Consider the following 15,821-nt stretch of genomic DNA (forward strand, 5'->3'; position numbering starts at 1 on the left):
CCTAGACACACAAATCTAGACGCTATAACGTTACTTTATTATTCCTTCGTTACTGTATCTTTTTCTAACTCTTCAGTTTCTACTTCTTCTGGTTCATTAATGGATAGTCCTTCTGCCTGTTGAGAATCATCTTCATCATCAAGATCTCTCATTTCAATTTCCTGTTCATCACTTGAGAGCATTTTTACATCCATACCTAAACTTTGAAGCTCTTTAATTAATACTTTGAATGATTCAGGTACACCAGGTTCAGGGACATTTTCACCCTTGACGATTGCTTCATACGTTTTAACACGTCCAACAACGTCATCTGATTTAACAGTTAATATTTCTTGTAGAGTATAAGCAGCACCATAAGCTTCGAGTGCCCAAACCTCCATCTCACCAAAACGCTGTCCACCAAATTGGGCTTTACCACCAAGTGGTTGTTGCGTAACTAATGAGTAAGGTCCAGTTGAACGAGCATGTAACTTATCATCAACCATATGTGCGAGCTTAATCATGTACATGATACCTACTGATACGCGGTTATCAAATGGTTCTCCTGTACGGCCATCGTATAAAACAGTTTTAGCATCTCGCGCCATACCTGCTTCTTCTAATGTTGACCATACATCTTCCTCAGTTGCTCCATCAAATACTGGTGAAGCAACGTGGATACCCATTTTACGAGCAGCCATACCTAAGTGCAACTCAAGTACTTGACCGATGTTCATACGAGATGGCACCCCAAGAGGGTTTAACATGATATCAACTGGAGTTCCATCAGGTAAATAAGGCATATCTTCCTCTGGAAGAATACGAGAGATAACCCCTTTATTACCATGACGTCCAGCCATTTTATCACCTTCGTGAATTTTACGCTTTTGAACGATAAATACACGAACTAATTGATTTACACCTGGAGGTAATTCATCGCCATCTTCACGATTAAATACTTTTACATCTAATACGATACCTTCTCCACCGTGAGGGACACGTAATGATGTATCACGTACTTCACGAGCTTTTTCTCCGAAGATAGCATGTAATAAGCGTTCTTCTGCAGTTAACTCAGTAACTCCTTTTGGTGTTACCTTTCCAACTAGAAGGTCTCCGTCTTTTACTTCAGCACCTACACGGATAATTCCACGATCATCAAGGTTTCTTAATGCATCTTCACCGACGTTAGGAATATCTCTTGTGATTTCCTCTGGTCCCAATTTTGTATCGCGGGATTCAGATTCATACTCTTCTATATGAATAGATGTGTAGACATCGTCCTTGACTAATCTTTCGCTCATGATAATGGCATCTTCATAGTTATAGCCATCCCATGTCATGAAGGCTACCATTACGTTTCTACCAAGCGCAAGCTCACCTAATTCCATTGAAGGTCCATCAGCAAGGATTTCACCTTTAACTACCTCGTCACCCTCACTTACAATCGGACGTTGGTTATAACATGTACCTTGGTTTGAACGAATGAATTTCAATAAACTATATTTATCTAAGTTACCTTTTACTTTTTGTCCATTCACTTCTTCATAACGACGAACCCAAACATTTTTCGCCTCAACACGTTCAACAATTCCCGGATGCTTACAAATGACTGCAGCACCAGAATCTTTTCCTGATACATATTCCATACCAGTTCCAACGATTGGAGATTCAGGATTCATTAGCGGTACAGCTTGACGTTGCATGTTCGCTCCCATTAAAGCACGGTTTGAGTCATCATTCTCTAAGAACGGGATACAAGCTGTTGCAGCAGATACAACCTGCTTAGGTGATACATCCATATAATCAATACGATCTCTATGTATAACCGTATTCTCACCACGGAAACGAGCGACAATATCTGTGTCAATAAATGATCCATCTTCAGCTAATCTTGCATTCGCCTGGGCAACAACATAATTATCTTCTTCATCAGCTGTTAAGTAATCAATCCGCGAAGTGACTTTTCCTGTTTCAGGGTCAACTCTACGGTATGGCGTTTCAATAAAGCCAAATCTATTTACTTTTGCGTAAGAAGATAAAGAGTTAATTAATCCGATGTTCGGTCCCTCAGGAGTTTCAATCGGACACATACGGCCATAATGTGAATAGTGAACGTCACGGACTTCGAAACCAGCACGTTCACGTGTCAATCCACCAGGTCCTAATGCTGATAGACGTCGTTTATGTGTCAACTCAGCTAATGGATTTGTTTGGTCCATGAACTGTGATAACTGCGAGCTACCAAAGAACTCTTTTATAGACGCTATAACTGGTCGAATGTTGATAAGTTGTTGTGGTGTTATTGTGTTTGTGTCTTGAATTGACATCCGTTCACGAACAACACGTTCCATTCTTGACAATCCAATTCTAAATTGGTTTTGTAATAGTTCACCAACTGAACGTAGACGTCGATTACCTAAATGGTCGATATCATCCGTATCTCCAACACCATGTAATAAATTAAAGAAATAACTAATAGAAGCTAATATGTCAGAAATTGTGATATTTTTTATCGCTTCTTCAACATAAGCATTTCCTAGTACATTTATTACCTTTTCACCATCCGGATCGTTAGGTGCAAAGATTTTAATTGATTGAATAGTTACTTCATCTTCAATTACTCCGCCTGATGGCTGTTCTACTTTAAAGCCAATACCACTTTCTAAGTTTGGCAGAATTTTATCAAGCGTTCTTCTATCAATCATCGTACCCTTTTCAGCGATAATTTCTCCAGTTTCAGGGTCAACTAATGTCTCTGCTAATCGCTGATTGAAAAGACGATTTTTAATATGAAGTTTTTTATTAATTTTATAACGTCCAACATTCGCTAAGTCATAACGCTTAGGATCAAAGAATCGAGAATCTAATAGACTCTTTGCGTTATCAACTGTTGGTGGTTCACCTGGGCGAAGTCGTTCATAAATTTCTAATAGTGCTTTTTCAGTACTTTCCGTATTATCTTTGTCCAGAGTATTACGTAAGTACTCATTTTCACCCAATAAGTCGATGATTTCTTGATCAGAGCCAAACCCTAGCGCACGTAAAAGTACCGTTACTGGTAACTTACGTGTTCGGTCAATACGAACATAAACTACATCTTTTGCATCTGTTTCGTATTCTAACCAAGCTCCGCGGTTTGGTATAACAGTCGCTGTAAAGCCCTTTTTACCATTTTTATCGACCTTGGCACTGTAGTAAACACTCGGCGAACGGACTAACTGGGATACGATTACACGTTCTGCCCCATTAATCACGAATGTACCTGTTTCAGTCATTAGTGGAAAATCACCCATAAAGACATCTTGGTCCTTCACTTCACCGGTTTCCTTGTTAATTAAACGCACCTTTACACGCAAAGGTGCTGAATAAGTAACATCGCGCTCCTTAGATTCTTCAACAGAGTATTTCGGGTCTCCTAAGCTATAATCAATAAACTCCAGCGAAAGGTTACCAGTGAAATCCTCAATTGGAGAAATATCTTGAAACATTTCTCTCAAGCCCTCATCAAGAAACCACTGATAGGAAGAGGTTTGAATTTCAATAAGATTTGGTAATTCTAACACTTCACTAATGCGCGCGTAACTTCTACGTTGGCGGTGTCGTCCATACTGAACTAGTTGATGCGTCAACTCATTCACCCCTCAAATCAAGCGTAATAGATCTTGCAATGTACCATTATGTATGCCTTATTTTTTAGACAGACGAATAAGAGAACTCACATAAGATCATTCTCTTAAAATCTATATCTGAAATAACTTAATAAACCTGCAAAAAAATAAAGTAAACAGAGTACATCCACAAGGAAAAAACAAAAAATAAAAAGGGTTTCTTACTAGAAAACCACATTTTAATCGTACTATTGATTTTATAATTATTTCCATTAATCTAATTTTTATTCATAATATTACTAAAAATTTAGACAGTAATGGAAATTATATATTGGCATTTTATAATGTTATCACAACAGCTAATCTAGGTCAAGGACTTATTTGATAGATTTAATGATAAAATAGCCCTTCTTTTTTTCAACTGTTTCAACAGAGGTAAATAATTCTTCTAATTTGTTTATTGCCGAGGGTGCCCCTTGTTTTTTTTGGATAACAATCCATAACTCACCAGAAGTCTTTAACTGATTATAGCTAGCTTCGAATATTTGAAATACTACGTCTTTTCCAGCACGTATAGGGGGATTTGTGACAATCGCACAATACTTCTTGTTCTTATCAACCTTATCGAGTAGATCACTTTGAAAAATATTAACATTTTCTATTTTGTTTAATTTTGCATTGTCCATCGCTAACTCTACAGCTCGTTCATTGATATCGATCATATCTACATGTCTTTTAAAGTTATCTGCTATCGTTAACCCAATTGGACCATAACCGCAGCCAACATCTAGTATATCGCCTTCCACTTCTGGAATTTCAAATGTTTCAATTAATAGTCTTGAACCAAAATCAATTTCATTCTTTGAGAAAACACCATTGTCGCTCTGGAACGTATACGTTTTCCCCTTCAGTTTATACTCCCACTTCTTTCTATTAGATTGTACCGTCGGTTTATTAGAATAATAGTGGTTTGTCACTTAGCTTTCCTCCTCATTCAGGAGTTTAGGATATACAATTTTGATTTTTTTATTCACAATAATTATGTATATACGTAAAAAGCCCGCTATTAAGCGAGCTTCATTACAAAACATATATTACTTAACTTCTACAGAAGCGCCTACTTCTTCAAGTTTAGCTTTTAATTCTTCAGCTTCTTCTTTAGAAACGCCTTCTTTAAGAGCTTTAGGAGCGTTATCTACTAATTCTTTAGCTTCTTTTAAGCCAAGGCCAGTTGCTTCACGTACAACTTTGATAACTTTAATTTTTTGTCCGCCAGCACTTGCAAGTACTACGTCAAATTCAGTTTTCTCTGCAGCAGCTTCTCCACCAGCAGCAGCAACAGCTACAGGAGCTGCAGCAGTTACACCAAACTCTTCTTCGATTGCTTTAACTAAGTCGTTTAATTCTAAAACAGTCATATTTTTAACTGCTTCAATGATTTGTTCTTGAGTCATTATTATTTCCTCCTTGTTTTTCCTTTTATAATTTGAAGTGCATTAGATTAGTATCAGTACTAGATTATGCGCCTTGCTCTTCTTTTTGGTCTGCAACTGCTTTAGTAGCAAGTGCAAGGTTGCGAATTGGAGCTTGAAGAACACTAAGCAACATTGAAAGTAAACCTTCGCGTGATGGAAGTTCAGCAAGAGCCTTAACTTCTTCAACACTAGCAACATTACCTTCGATTACTCCTGCTTTAATTTCAAGTGCTTCGTGTTGTTTAGCGAAGTCATTTAGAATTTTAGCTGGAGCTACAACATCATCATTACTGAATGCAATTGCATTTGGACCTGTTAACGCGTCATTAAGACCTGTTAATTCAACTTGTTCAACAGCACGTCGAGTCATCGTATTTTTATATACTTTGAATTCGATTCCCGCATCACGTAGTTGTTTACGAAGTTCAGTTACTTCACCAACAGTTAATCCACGATAATCTACAACAATCGTTGATTTACTTTCACGGAATTTCGCTGCAATATCATCAACGATTTGTTTCTTTTGTTCGATAATTGCGCTCATTATTGTTACACCTCCTGTAGTTTCATGTGTGACACTAATACCGTTCGGCGATAGCTGCACGAGAAAACCTCCATGGTAGTTAGACATGGAGGTTAGTATATACAACAATAAGCATTATGCTTTATTCGTAAATACACCTCGGTAGGAAATTAAGCTTATAGAGCACCTACTGTCTACGGTATAGCGATTTAATTTGTTAAACAACATTGATTATTATATATAAACTTCTATTCGAAGTCAATAGTTATTATTTTACAGCAACAAAAGTTGAAGCGTCAACCTTCACACCAGGTCCCATTGTTGAAGTAGCATTAATACTCTTCATATAAGTACCTTTAGCTGCAGCAGGTTTCGCTTTTAATAACGTATCATAAACTGTTGTGAAGTTTTCAGCTAGTTTATTATCATCAAATGATACCTTTCCAATAGGAACATGGATAATACCAGCTTTATCTAAACGATACTCAACTTTACCAGCTTTGATCTCGTTTACAGCTTTTGTTACATCAAATGTAACAGTACCAGTTTTAGGGTTTGGCATTAAACCTTTAGGTCCTAAAACACGTCCAAGTTTACCAACTTCACCCATCATATCAGGTGTAGCTACGATTACATCAAATTCGAACCAACCTTGTTGGATTTTGTTGATATAATCAGAATCTCCTACATAATCAGCACCTGCAGCTTCAGCTTCTTTAGCTTTATCACCTTTAGCAAATACTAATACACGTTGTGTTTTACCAGTACCGTTCGGTAATACAACTGCACCACGGATTTGTTGGTCAGCTTTCTTAGGGTCAACTCCCAAACGGAAAGCTACTTCTACTGTTGCATCAAATTTCACTGTGCTAGTTTTTTTCACAAGCTCGATTGCTTCTTGTACAGAATAAAATTTAGAACGGTCTACAAGTTTAGCAGCTTCTACTAACTTTTTACCTTTTTTAGCCATTTTATTTTTCCTCCTTAGTGGTTTTAGCGGAATAACCTCCCACGAATAAAGGTTGCGAACTTGTTGTTAAGCAAACTCGCAACCCCAAAACATTCTAGACTAACAATTCATTAGTCTTCAATAACAATACCCATACTACGTGCAGTACCTTCAACCATGCGCATTGCAGATTCAACGCTTGCTGCGTTTAAATCAGGCATTTTTGTTTCAGCGATTTCACGTACCTTGTCACGTTTAACTGTTGCTACTTTATTACGGTTTGGTTCACCAGAACCAGACTCAATCCCAGCTGCTTTTTTAAGAAGTACTGCAGCAGGCGGAGTTTTAGTAATAAAAGTGAATGAACGATCCTCGAATACTGTGATTTCAACCGGAATGATTAAGCCAGCTTGATCAGCTGTACGAGCGTTAAACTCTTTACAGAATCCCATAATATTAACACCAGCTTGACCTAATGCAGGACCAACTGGTGGTGCTGGATTAGCTTTCGCTGCAGGAATTTGTAATTTTACAATTTTAATTACTTTTTTAGCCACGAGACACACCTCCTTAAGTCCGTGATGTGGTAATTGGGTTTTATAAACCCTCCCACTCATCTAAGCCATTTGTAATACAAATGGTCATATTCAGATATTCAGTAGAATATCCTTATCGATACAGAAATAGTTAAATTTCTGATCAGTATTAACATATATTTATATCTCGATTTCTCAAGACATACTGACCTATGAAATATTACCACTTTTAACAATTGATTTCAAGTTTTTTTGATTACAATTTAGTAACTTGGTCAAAGTCTAGCTCTACAGGTGTTTCTCTTCCAAACATATTAACCAATACTTTTAATTTACTCTTATCTTCATCAATCTCTTCGATTGACCCTGTAAAGTTAGCGAATGGACCTTCTATTACTTTTACAGTTTCGTTCAATTCAAAATCAACCTCAACACGTCGTTCATCCATTCCCATACGTTTTAAAATAAAGCTCACTTCATCTGGTAACAATGGTGTAGGCTTAGAGCCATGTCCCGCTGAACCAACAAACCCTGTTACACCAGGAGTATTACGAACTACATACCAAGAGTCATCCGTCATGACAATTTCAACTAACACATATCCAGGAAAAACTTTCTTTTTGACTACTTTCTTCTTACCATCTTTATAATCGGTTTCCTCTTCTTCGGGAACTACAACTCGGAATATTTTATCTTCCATTCCCATAGACTCTACTCTTTTTTCAAGATTCGCCTTCACTTTATTCTCATAACCAGAATATGTGTGCACTACATACCAATTCTTTTCCATATCATTAGGACAACTTGTCCTTCCCTCCCCATATTAAATTGTTAAAAGTTCTCTATAACAGCAACAAACCCAATTTATTTTCGTTTAGTTAACATTTTCTTCTTAGTTGAAGCAAATGTTAATCCTATTATTCATGCAAGCAACTATCTATATAGAAGTTTTAAAAACAATGAAAAAACCCGTTTAACGGGTTTTACAGAAAAATATTATTATCTCTATTATAGCATGTTTTACCATTATTTATTCAAGAATTAAACGAATTAAAGAGGAAATTCCTAAATCAATTACCGCAAAAAAAACAGTGACAAATGCTACAGTCGAAATAACTGTAATTGTATATTTCGTTAGTTCTTTACCTTTAGGCCAACTAACTTTTTTCATTTCACGAGATACATCTCGAAAGAAATTCACTAAACGTTGCATGAATGTTACCTCCAGGAATAATAGGGAAACTTTGCAATTCCAATTCATAATTATAGTGATAATTGATGACTATCAAACATATATAAATATGAATGTACTTCAACGGAAAATCTGTTAATAAGAAAATAATAATAAAATATAAAGACTACTTTGTTTCACGGTGATTTGTATGCGCGTTACAGAGCTTACAAAATTTATTTACATCAAGCCTATCTGCACTAGAATTACTTTTCATCGTACTATAATTTCGACTTCCACAAGTAGTACAAGCCAATATGACTTTCTTACGCATTTTTTCACCTACTAATTACACATAGATTCTTCTAAAAATGTAACATAGTGTCTTATCCCTCGTCAATGCAAGATAAATCATTTACGTAGGATTTACATTACCATTAATAAATCACCTTTTTACAGAATCTATTTATAAACTTATTTCTCTTAATTCTAAATATCTTTCAAGCTTCCTTTTCACACGCTGTAGCGCATTATCAATTGACTTAACATGTCTATTAAGTTCTTCAGATATCTCATGATATGAGCGACCATCCAGGTAAAGCACTAATACCTTTCGTTCTAAATCACTTAACAATTCGCCCATTTTCACTTCTATATCATCAAATTCCTCTTGATTAATGATTAATTCCTCAGGGTCCATCACTTTCGCACCAGAGATTACATCCATTAATGTTCGATCAGATTCTTCATCATAAATAGGCTTATCAAGAGAAACATATGAATTAAGTGGTATATGCTTTTGCCGCGTTGCAGTTTTAATTGCCGTAATAATTTGCCTTGTAATACACAACTCTGCAAACGCTTTAAAAGACGTAAGCTTGTCCTCTCTAAAATCACGTATAGCCTTATATAAACCAATCATACCTTCTTGAATAATATCTTCTCGATCAGCACCGATTAAAAAATATGACCTAGCTTTAGCACGAACAAAATTACGATACTTTGTAATAAGATAATCAAGAGCTTCACTTTGTCCACTATGAACGAGTTCTACTACTTGTTCGTCTTCCAATAATATAAACTCTTCCTTGCTGACCTTGCCCTTGTTGAATGGTGATTCCAAGCCGATCCCCCCGAGCGCACACAAGATAACAATATTATACAGTATACATTTTGTAAGCGTCAACTAACTATAAATTACCTCTACGCCATTTCTCAAGCTTTTCAACTACATCGTCTGGTAATAAGATTTTAGATGAAGGCCTTTTTTGTTCAATTTTGTTGACTTTATGCTTTATTCTCCCCTCTATTGTTTCCATCTCATTTAAAAGCTCACGAGCTGACTTTCGTAATGCTCCTTGGCCAAATATTGCCCATTGTTCAGTAAAATCCGATGTTGCGACATGTACTTGTGTTCTAATATTATTCAAAGATATCGCCAATTTTTCAATTCTCTCATCAGCGGTTTCATTTTCACGTGTATAGATTACTTCAACTCGGTAGTTCTTTAGCTTTTTTTCAATCCCTTTAACTAGATGTGCGTCGAAAACTACAATAACACGGTATCCCGTATAGGCCTGGTACTCTGCCATTTTTTCAACTAAACGTTCTCTTGCCTCAGACAAGTTCGCTTTCTTTAGCTTTTGTAACTCAGGCCACGCTCCAATAATGTTATATCCATCTACTAGTAGGATATCCATTTCTCTACTCCCCTAGTGGGTATCTCTTTCGGTATACCTCATACATTAATAAACTAGCAGCTACTGATGCATTAAGAGAGGTTACATGACCGACCATCGGCATTTTAATTAAAAAATCGCATTTTTCTTTTATTAATCTGCCAATCCCCTTCCCTTCACTACCAATGACGAGTGCTAACGGCATTTTCCCATCAAGATGACGATAATCATCTGCACCTTTTGCGTCTGTACCAACTATCCATACGCCCTTTTCTTTTAGGTCTTCAATCGTTCTAGCCATATTTGTTACTCTTGCAACTGGGATATGTTCAATTGCACCTGTTGATGATTTTGCAACTGTTGCTGTTAATCCCACCGCTCTCCGCTTCGGTATAACAATTCCATGTGCACCTACCGCATCTGCTGTTCTCATAATTGACCCTAAATTATGAGGGTCCTCGATTTCGTCAAGTAGCAAGATAAAAGGAGCTTCATTTCTTTTCTCAGCTGTTTCTAGAATGTCTTCTACATGCACATATTCATAAGCAGCAACTTGTGCAATAACACCTTGATGGTTTCCTTCCACCATTTGGTCGATTTTTTTCTTTGGTACAAAGTTAATTGTTACTCCACGCTCTTTTGCAAGTTTTGTAATTTGTTGTGCTTGTCCCTTTAAAGAATTTTCGGCAACCCATATTTTATTAATGTCTCTTGACGACTTTAATACTTCAATAACAGGGTTACGTCCAATTATATAATCTTGATCCATTAACTCTCCTCCTTTCATCTATAACTTAATAAACTCAAGTGACTTGTTTATTATTTCATCTAATCGGTCATGCTTATTTTCTAAGTATAGGTGACCAATAAGAGCCTCGAATGCAGTACTATACCGATATGTTTGCACATCTGTATTTTTAGGGATTGTTCCAGACTTCGCATTGCGACCACGTCTAATTACAGCTTCCTCTTCCTCTGAAAGAATCTCTAATGAAAATAGATGATGTAAGATATTCGCCTGAGCCTTCGCTGACACATATCTCTTTGCCTTATTATGTAACTGATTAGGCCGGATATTTCCACTTGCAAGCAAATGATGTCTTACATATATTTCATAAATAGCATCACCAATATAGGCTAGTGCTAGACTATTTAACAACCTAGTATCTTTTATTTGATTTAATTCCAAAAACATTTAAGTCCTCTTTTCTTGTTAACACTTCACGACAGTTACACTGTATATTCTTTGATTAAAATGCAATACAAGCTTAGATAAATTCTATTCACTTCTATCTTACCATACCATGACACTTAATCTAGGTTTACAGATTAAGTAACGTGTGTAGATTTCAGGTCATTTCATCCATCATGTATAGAAGAATTAATAGTTAATTTCCGCTACGTACACATACACTCTTCGCAAATGGCTCAAGTGGAATAACTCAAAAGGTAATAAGCTATTTTACTTACATCTCATTATATGCGAGTACTGCACGCACGGAAATCAACTTACTAAAAACGTAGTAAAAGGCAACGCTGTTTAGTGACTATCCAGTAGTAATACCAATTGTTGTTTCTCATTAAAATGCTATTACTTTTATTCCCAATGTAAACAATAAGTAATCAATTTACTTACTGTCTTTTCCACCTTGTTCCTTGTGGTGTATCCTCTAAAATGATATTAAGGTCTTTTAATTTATCACGAATCTCATCAGCAAGAGCAAATTTCCGATCCTTTCTTGCTTGATTTCGTTGCTTAATAAGGTCATCAATCTCTTGATCTAATAATTCACTCGAAGAGAATTTCACTCCTAGAACACCACTTAATTGATCGAATACATGTAAAAATTCATTGATCACTTTTTCTGAGGTATTTAATTGTTCTAAGTAATAATTTGCTTGTTTGGCTAAGTCAAAAAGGACTGAAATTGCATTTGCAGTATTAAAGTCATCATCCATCTCAATTTGAAATTGCTTTTTAAAGTTTGCGATTGTTTGGAACCAATTATCATCATCTTCAGTTAAATTCGTACTACTGTTAACCCGATGCTGTAAATTTGCATAAGAAGTCTTCAAGCGGTCAAATGCATTTTTCGTGCTTTCCAATAATTCTTGTGAAAAATTAATTGGGTGCCTGTAATGAACCGATAACATAAAGAACCTTACTACTTGAGGGTCAATTTCTTTAATAATATCGTGAACAAGCACAAAGTTACCTAGTGATTTTGACATTTTTTCATTATTTATATTAATATAACCGTTATGCATCCAGTATTTCGCAAATGGTTTTTCATTTAATGCTTCTGATTGTGCAATCTCGTTTTCATGATGTGGAAACGTTAAGTCCTGACCGCCTGCATGAATATCTATTGTGTCACCTAGATATTTCTTCGCCATAGCTGAGCATTCAATATGCCAACCAGGTCGTCCATACCCCCAAGGACTTTCCCAAGATATTTCTCCTTCCTTTGCCGCTTTCCAGAGAACAAAGTCTAGTGCATCTTGTTTCTTTTCTCCAACTTCTATACGATTGCCTAATCTTAGCTCATCGATTGACTGATGTGACAACTTTCCGTAACCTGTAAATTCTCTCGTTTTATAATAAACATCACCATTAGCTTCGTAGGCATAGCCTTTATCAATAAGTGCTTGAATAAAATCTATAATAATATCAATACTTTCAGTTACACGTGGATGAACTGTTGCCTTTTTGCATCCTAAAGCTGTCACGTCTTCGAAATAGGCATCTATAAACCGCTCTGCAATCGTTGGGACATCCTCGCCCAATTGATTGGCAGCTTTAATTAATTTATCATCAACATCCGTGAAATTAGATACATAATTTACTTCATATCCCCGATATTCCAAATATCGACGTACTGTATCATATACGATTGCCGGTCTTGCATTTCCTATATGGATATAGTTATAAACAGTCGGACCACATACATACATTTTTACTTTTCCTTCTTCAAGTGGTTCAAATGTTTCTTTTTGCCTCGTTAGTGTATTGTACAACTTTATCGTCATTTTCACTCATTCCTTTCTTTAACTGTTGTACTTCGGATTTTAATCTCAAGATTTCAGCTTCTAAATCTCGGAATCGATCCGCCACCGGATCCGGTAAGTCACAATGATTTAAATCTTGGTCAACTTTGCGTCCATTCTGGATTTTCACTCGTCCAGGTATACCTACGACTGTTGAATGGTCAGGAACATCCTTTAAAACAACTGAACCAGCACCAATTTTTGAATACTCACCAACCGTTATCGACCCTAATACTTTCGCACCTGTAGCAATTAATGCATGGTCCTTTATTGTTGGATGTCTTTTCCCTTTTTCCTTACCAGTCCCGCCTAGTGTTACTCCTTGAAAGACTATAACATCATTTCCAATTTCGCATGTTTCTCCTATTACGACACCCATACCATGGTCGATAAAAAACCGCCTACCTATTTTTGCTGCTGGATGTATTTCTACTCCAGTAAAAAAACGGCTGATTTGCGATATAAGTCTTGCGAGAAAAAATAGCTTTCTTTTATAAAGTGCATGGGCAACTCTGTGAGCCCAAATGGCATGTAAACCTGAATAAGTTAAAACTACTTCAAAGTAACTTCTTGCCGCCGGGTCCTGGTCAAAGACAACATCAACATCTTCCTTCATTAGCTTCAGCAACAATCATCCCTCCAATCCAATCTGTTGTCATATTTATAAAAATTAAAATGATTCATAGTTTTCATTAAAACATATTGTACAATCTTATACTTAAAAATTGTGCTTTAGAATTCACCCACAAATACTCATCAAGATTCTAAATATTAGTCAATAGGTACGCCACGCCAGCAAGCCTCCTTCGCTTTACCGTCTCTGCATATACACCTATATGAGTTTACCCCTCTTTACGCAGTCCATAGATTCTCGCTATCATCTCCAACAAACTCTTAACAAGTCTTGTGCAAAAAAACAATTTTTTTTAGATAAGAACCTTCTGATAACTTGACCTTTATTATTAAGCCAATACAAAAAGCGCCTCTGTAATATATACAGAGGCGCTTGCGGCGCGGTTCCACTCTGTTTAGGAAGAACTTTAGAGATTCATTCTAAAACTCAACCCAACTCTTGCCCTGTAACGTAGAGCGCTACGCTTTTCCTTACTTATCTGTCAAAAGCAAATGTTTAGGAAAAGACTCAAAGGTGCATTTCAAGCAATACTTCACTTAAACCTCTTCCAGCCTAACGAAGGTTCTCTCTAGAAAGGAACTATAGCTTTACTCTCCTTATCAACGTTTTAACTATCTAATTATTAATACTATATTACATTTTTTATAAAAAGTTAACTAATAACGTTTTTTAGTCTCGATATCACTGTATCTTTTCCTAAGATTGCAATAGACTTAGGCAAGTCCGGGCCATGTGTTTGCCCTGTTATCGCTACACGTATAGGCATAAATAGATTTTTCCCTTTTTGACCAGTTGACTTTTGTACAGATTTTATTGCAGCCTTAACATGTTCATCTGTAAGTATTTCCAGATCCTCTATTTCATTAAGAAAAGCATTCAATACATCTGGTACACTTTCTCCTTCCAGAACAGTCTCAGCCTCTCTGTTGTATGATACCTCTTCCTTAAAGAATAACTCAGTTAGACTAACGATTTCAGCACCATAGCTCATTTGGTCTTGATATAAAGCTACTAATTGATTTACCCGTTCCTTTTCCTCTTCATGAAGCTCAGCAGATACCTTACCCGCTTCAACTAAATGCGGTAACGTTAATTTTACAAGTGTGTCTAAGTCTAATTCTTTAATATATTGATTATTCATCCATGCTAGTTTTTGCTTGTCAAATACTGCAGGTGATTTAGATAAGCGTGCAGTATCAAAATGTTCAATGAGTTCCTCTTGTGTAAATAACTCCTCTTCTCCACCCGGTGACCATCCTAATAAAGCAATGAAGTTAAATAGTGCTTCAGGCAAATAACCCAGCTCTTCATATTGTTCAATAAATTGAATAATAGACTCATCTCTCTTACTAAGCTTCTTCCTGTTCTCGTTTACGATTAATGTCATATGCCCAAATACTGGTATATCCCAACCAAAGGCTTCATAAATCATAATTTGCTTTGGTGTATTAGAGATATGGTCTTCACCACGTAATACATGGGATATCTTCATAAGATGGTCATCCACTGCAACTGCAAAGTTATATGTAGGAGTTCCATCCTTTTTAACTATTACAAAATCACCCATTCCCTCAGCTTCAAATGAAATATCACCTTTTACCATGTCGTTGAAGCGATATTCTTTGTCCTTAGGCACTCTGAAACGTATGCTGTATGTTAATCCCTTTGCTTCAAGCTCTTTCTGTTCTTCCTCTGATAAATTAGCATGTTTCCCTGAATATTGCGGTGTTTCACCTCTGGACATTTGTTCTTCTCTTTCTTTTTCAAGCTCTTCTTCAGTACAATAGCATTTATAGGCTAAGTTTTTTGCTAATAATTCCTCATAATATTTCTTATATATATCATTTCTTTCTGATTGGCGATACGGGCCATATTCCCCACCAGTATCAACACTTTCATCCCATTCAATCCCAAGCCATTTTAAATACTTTAATTGACTTTGTTCGCCACCTTCGATATTACGCTTTTTATCAGTATCTTCTATCCGAACGATAAATTTTCCGTTTTGACTTTTCGCAAACAAATAATTAAATAATGCAGTTCTTGCGTTTCCAATATGTAAATGACCCGTTGGACTAGGGGCATACCGTACTCTTACTTCATTTGTCATTTTGTACCTCCATATGATTTTATAGATGGTTCACCATCATGATATTTCTATTTTTACCTCATCTTTTATATCTTAGATTATTAAACTTACGGTTATATGTAATAAA

The 15,821-nt window shown here is 36.2% G+C and carries 16 protein-coding genes and 2 other annotated features; all 16 genes read right to left on the reverse strand.

Annotated features, from left to right (window positions below; genetic code table 11):
* Positions 1-38 precede the first annotated feature (38 nt).
* The 16 genes from rpoB to gltX all read right to left on the reverse strand — a co-directional run bounded on the left by rpoB (position 39) and on the right by gltX (position 15,715).
* Complete coding sequence (gene rpoB, locus J2S19_RS20220) at positions 39-3,611, reverse strand: DNA-directed RNA polymerase subunit beta (protein WP_307345689.1); 3,573 nt, start codon at positions 3,609-3,611, stop codon at positions 39-41.
* Positions 3,612-3,967: 356 nt separating this feature from the next.
* A complete protein-coding gene (locus tag J2S19_RS20225) occupies positions 3,968-4,567 on the reverse strand; it encodes a class I SAM-dependent methyltransferase (protein ID WP_307345691.1) in 600 nt (199 codons plus the stop codon).
* A gap of 117 nt (positions 4,568-4,684) precedes the next feature.
* Positions 4,685-5,044, reverse strand: coding sequence for a 50S ribosomal protein L7/L12 (rplL, locus tag J2S19_RS20230; RefSeq protein WP_307345693.1), 360 nt, complete (start codon positions 5,042-5,044; stop codon positions 4,685-4,687).
* Between the two features lie 64 nt (positions 5,045-5,108).
* The gene (gene rplJ, locus J2S19_RS20235) at positions 5,109-5,609 is read right to left on the reverse strand and encodes a 50S ribosomal protein L10 (RefSeq protein WP_307345748.1); all 501 of its coding nucleotides are present in this window, start codon (positions 5,607-5,609) and stop codon (positions 5,109-5,111) included.
* A 52-nt stretch (positions 5,610-5,661) separates the two neighbouring features.
* Positions 5,662-5,806, reverse strand: a sequence feature (ribosomal protein L10 leader region).
* 50 nt (positions 5,807-5,856) lie between these two features.
* Complete coding sequence (rplA, locus tag J2S19_RS20240; RefSeq protein ID WP_307345695.1) at positions 5,857-6,558, reverse strand: 50S ribosomal protein L1; 702 nt, start codon at positions 6,556-6,558, stop codon at positions 5,857-5,859.
* A 110-nt stretch (positions 6,559-6,668) separates the two neighbouring features.
* The gene (gene rplK / locus J2S19_RS20245) at positions 6,669-7,094 is read right to left on the reverse strand and encodes a 50S ribosomal protein L11 (protein ID WP_026561207.1); all 426 of its coding nucleotides are present in this window, start codon (positions 7,092-7,094) and stop codon (positions 6,669-6,671) included.
* 235 nt (positions 7,095-7,329) lie between these two features.
* The gene (nusG, locus tag J2S19_RS20250) at positions 7,330-7,863 is read right to left on the reverse strand and encodes a transcription termination/antitermination protein NusG (protein WP_307345697.1); all 534 of its coding nucleotides are present in this window, start codon (positions 7,861-7,863) and stop codon (positions 7,330-7,332) included.
* A gap of 240 nt (positions 7,864-8,103) precedes the next feature.
* A complete protein-coding gene (gene secE / locus J2S19_RS20255) occupies positions 8,104-8,286 on the reverse strand; it encodes a preprotein translocase subunit SecE (RefSeq protein WP_307345699.1) in 183 nt (60 codons plus the stop codon).
* 145 nt (positions 8,287-8,431) lie between these two features.
* A complete protein-coding gene (gene rpmG, locus J2S19_RS20260) occupies positions 8,432-8,578 on the reverse strand; it encodes a 50S ribosomal protein L33 (protein ID WP_307345701.1) in 147 nt (48 codons plus the stop codon).
* Between the two features lie 132 nt (positions 8,579-8,710).
* On the reverse strand, positions 8,711-9,367 hold the full coding sequence (sigH, locus tag J2S19_RS20265; protein WP_307345703.1) for an RNA polymerase sporulation sigma factor SigH: 657 nt from the start codon (positions 9,365-9,367) through the stop codon (positions 8,711-8,713).
* 67 nt (positions 9,368-9,434) lie between these two features.
* Positions 9,435-9,944, reverse strand: a complete 510-nt coding sequence (locus tag J2S19_RS20270; protein WP_307345705.1) for an NYN domain-containing protein — start codon at positions 9,942-9,944, stop codon at positions 9,435-9,437.
* Positions 9,945-9,948: 4 nt separating this feature from the next.
* Positions 9,949-10,692 carry a 23S rRNA (guanosine(2251)-2'-O)-methyltransferase RlmB gene (gene rlmB, locus J2S19_RS20275; protein WP_307345707.1) on the reverse strand — a complete coding sequence of 248 codons (744 nt, stop codon included), beginning with the start codon at positions 10,690-10,692 and terminating at the stop codon, positions 9,949-9,951.
* A gap of 18 nt (positions 10,693-10,710) precedes the next feature.
* Positions 10,711-11,118 (reverse strand): Mini-ribonuclease 3, encoded by a 408-nt coding sequence (locus tag J2S19_RS20280; protein ID WP_307345710.1) that lies wholly within the window; start codon positions 11,116-11,118, stop codon positions 10,711-10,713.
* 437 nt (positions 11,119-11,555) lie between these two features.
* Complete coding sequence (cysS, locus tag J2S19_RS20285; protein WP_307345713.1) at positions 11,556-12,953, reverse strand: cysteine--tRNA ligase; 1,398 nt, start codon at positions 12,951-12,953, stop codon at positions 11,556-11,558.
* Positions 12,904-13,587, reverse strand: coding sequence for a serine O-acetyltransferase (cysE, locus tag J2S19_RS20290; RefSeq protein WP_370875184.1), 684 nt, complete (start codon positions 13,585-13,587; stop codon positions 12,904-12,906). Before cysE ends, cysS begins: the two co-directional genes overlap by 50 nt.
* 379 nt (positions 13,588-13,966) lie before the next feature.
* Positions 13,967-14,217, reverse strand: a binding site (T-box leader).
* 40 nt (positions 14,218-14,257) lie between these two features.
* Positions 14,258-15,715 (reverse strand): glutamate--tRNA ligase, encoded by a 1,458-nt coding sequence (gltX, locus tag J2S19_RS20295; RefSeq protein ID WP_307345718.1) that lies wholly within the window; start codon positions 15,713-15,715, stop codon positions 14,258-14,260.
* Positions 15,716-15,821: the final 106 nt, after the last annotated feature.

Source organism: Metabacillus malikii, assembly GCF_030813355.1.
In the GTDB taxonomy this organism is placed as follows: Bacteria; Bacillota; Bacilli; order Bacillales; family Bacillaceae; genus Metabacillus; species Metabacillus malikii.

What these genes read in the sequence shown, in the direction of transcription:
- J2S19_RS20280 (WP_307345710.1), bottom strand. Translation starts at nt 11,118, where the DNA reads ATGTTTTTGGAATTAAATCAAATAAAAGATACTAGGTTGTTAAATAGT.
- gltX (WP_307345718.1), bottom strand. Translation starts at nt 15,715, where the DNA reads ATGACAAATGAAGTAAGAGTACGGTATGCCCCTAGTCCAACGGGTCAT.
- rlmB (WP_307345707.1), bottom strand. Translation starts at nt 10,692, where the DNA reads ATGGATCAAGATTATATAATTGGACGTAACCCTGTTATTGAAGTATTA.
- cysS (WP_307345713.1), bottom strand. Translation starts at nt 12,953, where the DNA reads ATGACGATAAAGTTGTACAATACACTAACGAGGCAAAAAGAAACATTT.
- J2S19_RS20270 (WP_307345705.1), bottom strand. Translation starts at nt 9,944, where the DNA reads ATGGATATCCTACTAGTAGATGGATATAACATTATTGGAGCGTGGCCT.
- rpmG (WP_307345701.1), bottom strand. Translation starts at nt 8,578, where the DNA reads ATGCGTAAGAAAGTCATATTGGCTTGTACTACTTGTGGAAGTCGAAAT.
- secE (WP_307345699.1), bottom strand. Translation starts at nt 8,286, where the DNA reads ATGCAACGTTTAGTGAATTTCTTTCGAGATGTATCTCGTGAAATGAAA.
- rplJ (WP_307345748.1), bottom strand. Translation starts at nt 5,609, where the DNA reads ATGAGCGCAATTATCGAACAAAAGAAACAAATCGTTGATGATATTGCA.
- rplA (WP_307345695.1), bottom strand. Translation starts at nt 6,558, where the DNA reads ATGGCTAAAAAAGGTAAAAAGTTAGTAGAAGCTGCTAAACTTGTAGAC.
- nusG (WP_307345697.1), bottom strand. Translation starts at nt 7,863, where the DNA reads ATGGAAAAGAATTGGTATGTAGTGCACACATATTCTGGTTATGAGAAT.
- rplL (WP_307345693.1), bottom strand. Translation starts at nt 5,044, where the DNA reads ATGACTCAAGAACAAATCATTGAAGCAGTTAAAAATATGACTGTTTTA.
- cysE (WP_370875184.1), bottom strand. Translation starts at nt 13,587, where the DNA reads ATGAAGGAAGATGTTGATGTTGTCTTTGACCAGGACCCGGCGGCAAGA.